The organism is Acinetobacter sp. RF14B, assembly GCF_006864105.1.
Classification (GTDB): Bacteria; Pseudomonadota; Gammaproteobacteria; order Pseudomonadales; family Moraxellaceae; genus Acinetobacter; species Acinetobacter lwoffii_C.
Genome location: NZ_SMTB01000140.1, coordinates 1 through 4,129 on the forward strand (window position 1 = coordinate 1; position 4,129 = coordinate 4,129).

Below are 4,129 nucleotides of genomic sequence, written 5' to 3' on the forward strand. Positions count from 1 at the left end.
CCGTTGCGCTTGGCGGCGGCGGAGCCAAAGGCTTTGCCCATATCGGGGTGTTGAAAGTCCTGGAGTCACATGGTATTAAACCTAAAATTGTCACTGGCACCAGTGCCGGAAGTTTTGTCGGCAGCCTGTACGCTAGCGGTAAGTCTCCTTATCAATTACAACAAATTGCCCTGAATTTTAAAGAATCCGATATTCGGGATTTAACCCTGAACCGGCAAGGAATTATTGCGGGCCAAAAACTTCAGGATTACGTCAATAGCCAGATTGCGAACAAACCCATTGAACAGTTCCCGATCCGTTTTGCCGCAGTTGCTACCCGGTTAGACAATGGACGTAAGGCAGATTTTATTAAAGGCAATGCCGGACAAGCCGTTCGTGCCTCTTGCAGTATTCCGAATGTCTTTGTGCCTGCAGTCATTGGCGGCAAAAAATATATTGATGGCGGTCTGGTCAGCCCGATTCCGGTTAAAACGGCCAAGGATATGGGCGCCGATCTGGTGATTGCCGTAGATATTTCTGCCCGGCCGGACAGCAGCAAAGCCATCAATATGTGGGGACTGCTGGATCAAACTATTAATATCATGGGACAGCAAAGTATTAATGAAGAGCTGAAACAAGCGACCGTGGTGATTCAGCCGCAAGTGGGCCATATCGGCACGCTTGATTTAAAGTCCAGTAATGCCACCATTCTGGAAGGTGAAAAAGCCGCCCAGCTGAAAATTCGCGCCATTGAAAAAGCCATTCATGATTTCAAACAGTCTCCGGCTGCATTTAAACCGCCACGCCCTGCCAGATTCTGATCCACGAGTTTTTTTATATTCATCTGTGGCAGCATCTGTTACATTGGAGCAAATCATATAAAGATGATGATTAATTAAATACTTAGCGATATAGGTCACGATATGGAATTAGTTCTTGAACCTTGGCACTGGTTTGTATTAGGGATTCTGCTGATCCTTTCAGAATTACTCTTGCCTGCATTTGCTGCCCTATGGTTCGGGATAGGTGCCCTCATGGTCGGTATTCTGTACTGGATGTTCCCGATGATGGGTCTGACCACCCAGCTCCTGACCTGGATCGTGCTTTCGGTTCTGTGTACGCTACTCTGGTTCAAATTTATCAAGCCGCTTTCAACCGACAAGACCAAGGCCGGACTGTCACGTGAAGCCACGATTGGTCAAATTGGCATGGTCATTCAAACCAATATGGAGCATGGGCAAATCCGGGTACGCTTTCCCATGCCGGTATTAGGCTCAGATGAATGGAATTGCCGGGCACTGGATAAGGTACAGGTCGGAGATCGTGTTCGTGTCGTAGAAATTCTCGGCAATGACCTGGTCGTACAACCCCACAGCACTCATTATCAAAATGAAAAAGGTGAATAAGCTATGTCTAGTGGCTCTATAATTGTTCTTGCATTTTTAGCTTTTGTTGCAATTACCATCTTTAAAGGTGTGCGTATTGTTCCGCAAGGTTATAAGTGGATCGTACAAAGACTCGGTAAATACCATACCACCCTGAATCCGGGCCTGAATTTCGTGATTCCCTATGTCGATGAAGTCGCCTATAAAGTCACAACCAAAGATATCGTGCTGGATATTCCCTCTCAAGAAGTGATTACCCGTGATAACGCGGTGCTGCTCATGAATGCCGTGGCGTATATCAACCTGACCACACCTGAAAAAGCTGTATACGGTATTGAAAACTACTCTTGGGCTATCCAAAACCTGGTTCAGACTTCACTACGTTCTATCGTGGGTGAAATGGATCTGGATGATGCTTTATCTTCACGTGACCATATCAAAGCACGTTTAAAGTCCAGTATTTCAGATGATATTTCAGACTGGGGCATCACCTTAAAAACCGTAGAAATTCAAGATATTAAGCCATCTATTACGATGCAGACCGCAATGGAAGAGCAAGCCGCTGCAGAACGTCAGCGCCGTGCAACCGTAACCAAGGCCGATGGTGAAAAACAGGCTGCCATTCTGGAAGCGGATGGTCGTCTGGAAGCTTCACGCCGTGATGCAGAAGCACAAGTCGTTTTGGCTGAGTCTTCACAACGTGCCATTGACATGGTGACCTCTGCAATTGGAGATAATGAAATCCCGGTGGCATATTTACTTGGTGAACAATATGTCAAAGCCATGCAAGATATGGCCAAATCTCCAAATGCCAAAACTGTGGTACTGCCTGCCGATATACTCAATACCATCCGCGGCGTGATGGGAAGAAATCATTAAAATACCCTCTTCCTCTTCTGAAAACAGGCAGCCATCAGGTTGCCTATTTTCCTTTGGGACAAGAAATCTCAGCAAAGAGTGTGAATTTATGGTTAAATTTCGCATTTATTTTGAAATCCTTCGGACTTGGCTGGAAATATACGTCCCGACGTCACTCTGGTCATCATGAAAGTCCTTATTTCGATCTCCTGTGAAAACTCGAAAATGGATATTGTATGAGTCCCCTAAATCCGACCTTAATTACCTTTCTTCTTTATATCGTCGCCATGGTCGTGATTGGCCTGATGGCTTATCGCGCAACCAATAACTTTTCTGATTACATTTTAGGGGGCCGACGTTTAGGTAGTTTCGTAACTGCACTTTCTGCCGGGGCTTCTGACATGAGTGGTTGGCTGCTAATGGGCTTGCCAGGTGCAATTTATCTTTCTGGCCTGTCAGAGATGTGGATTGCAATTGGCCTGATCATCGGCGCATGGCTGAACTGGCTGCTGGTTGCCGGGCGTTTACGTGTACATACCGAAGTCCAGCACAATGCCCTGACCCTGCCAGATTATTTCTCCAACCGCTTTAATGACCAGAAGAAAGTCCTGCGTATTGTGTCAGCCTTTGTCATTCTGATTTTCTTTGCAATTTATTGTGCTTCAGGCATGGTTGCCGGTGCCCGTCTGTTTGAAAGTATGTTTGGCCTGTCTTACAGTACAGCTCTCTGGATCAGTGCGATTGCGACCATCAGCTATGTGTTTATTGGTGGTTTTCTGGCTGTCAGCTGGACCGATACCATTCAGGCCGGCCTGATGATTTTTGCACTTTTATTGACGCCAATTGTGACCTTGCTGACGTTCTCCGATCTGTCACAGGTCACGTTGGCGCTGGAAGCTGCCCGTCCACAGGCCATGAATCTGGTGGGTGATCTGAGTACCGTAGCCATTCTTTCACTGATGGCATGGGGCTTAGGTTATTTTGGCCAGCCGCATATTCTGGTGCGTTTTATGGCGGCAGATTCTGTCAAGTCGATTCCAAATGCACGCCGTATTGGTATGACCTGGATGATTCTTTGCCTGGGCGGTGCAGTCGCAGCAGGTTTCTTTGGTATTGCTTATTTCCAGGCTCATCCAGAATTAGCCACTGTTGTGAGTACCAATCCTGAAACAGTATTTATGGAACTGACCAAAATCCTGTTTAATCCATGGATTGCCGGGATTGTGCTGGCTGCAATTTTGGCGGCTGTCATGAGTACCTTGAGCTGCCAGCTTCTGGTCTGTTCAAGCACCCTCACCGAAGATTTTTATAAATCTTTTCTGCGTAAAAATGCCTCACAAAAAGAGCTGGTGTGGGTCGGCCGCTTAATGGTGCTTCTGATTGCCCTGCTTGCCATCTGGATGGCGGGTAATCCTGAATCTAAAGTACTGGGCTTGGTGTCTTATGCCTGGGCCGGTTTTGGTGCAGCGTTCGGCCCTCTGATTATTCTGTCACTGTTCTGGAAGCGCATGACTTTAAATGGTGCTCTGGCAGGGATGATCGTCGGTGCTGCTATGGTTATTCTCTGGAAAAACACATTGGGCGTTACTGGTCTGGGAGTTATTCCAGCTGGAATCTATGAAATTATCCCCGGCTTTATGTGCTCATGGATTGCGATTGTACTGGTGAGCCTGATAGACAAAACCCCAACTGCCGCAATTACCACCCGTTTTGAAGAAGCAGAACGTCTGTATAACCAAAGCAAATAATTGAGCGATCCACTAAAAAGAGGACGTTAAGTCCACTGCTGTCCCATAGTTTGCTTTAAATAAAAAAACCTGAGTCCTAACAGTTAAAATATGAGTGCAAACAAACACTTTAACGACTAGGATTCAGGTTTTGTCACATCAGAATACCGTATTTCATGA

The 4,129-nt window shown here is 46.4% G+C and carries 4 protein-coding genes; all 4 read left to right on the top strand.

Annotated elements, in window-relative coordinates; all coding sequences use genetic code 11:
• A partial coding sequence (locus E2K52_RS13620; protein WP_151205568.1) for a patatin-like phospholipase family protein occupies positions 1-800 on the top strand: 800 nt, incomplete at its 5' end.
• Positions 801-902: 102 nt separating this feature from the next.
• The gene (locus tag E2K52_RS13625) at positions 903-1,385 is read left to right on the top strand and encodes an NfeD family protein (protein WP_151205569.1); all 483 of its coding nucleotides are present in this window, start codon (positions 903-905) and stop codon (positions 1,383-1,385) included.
• 3 nt (positions 1,386-1,388) lie between these two features.
• A complete protein-coding gene (locus tag E2K52_RS13630) occupies positions 1,389-2,243 on the top strand; it encodes an SPFH domain-containing protein (RefSeq protein ID WP_151205570.1) in 855 nt (284 codons plus the stop codon).
• A gap of 215 nt (positions 2,244-2,458) precedes the next feature.
• Positions 2,459-3,970, top strand: a complete 1,512-nt coding sequence (gene putP, locus E2K52_RS13635) for a sodium/proline symporter PutP (RefSeq protein ID WP_151205571.1) — start codon at positions 2,459-2,461, stop codon at positions 3,968-3,970.
• Positions 3,971-4,129: the final 159 nt, after the last annotated feature.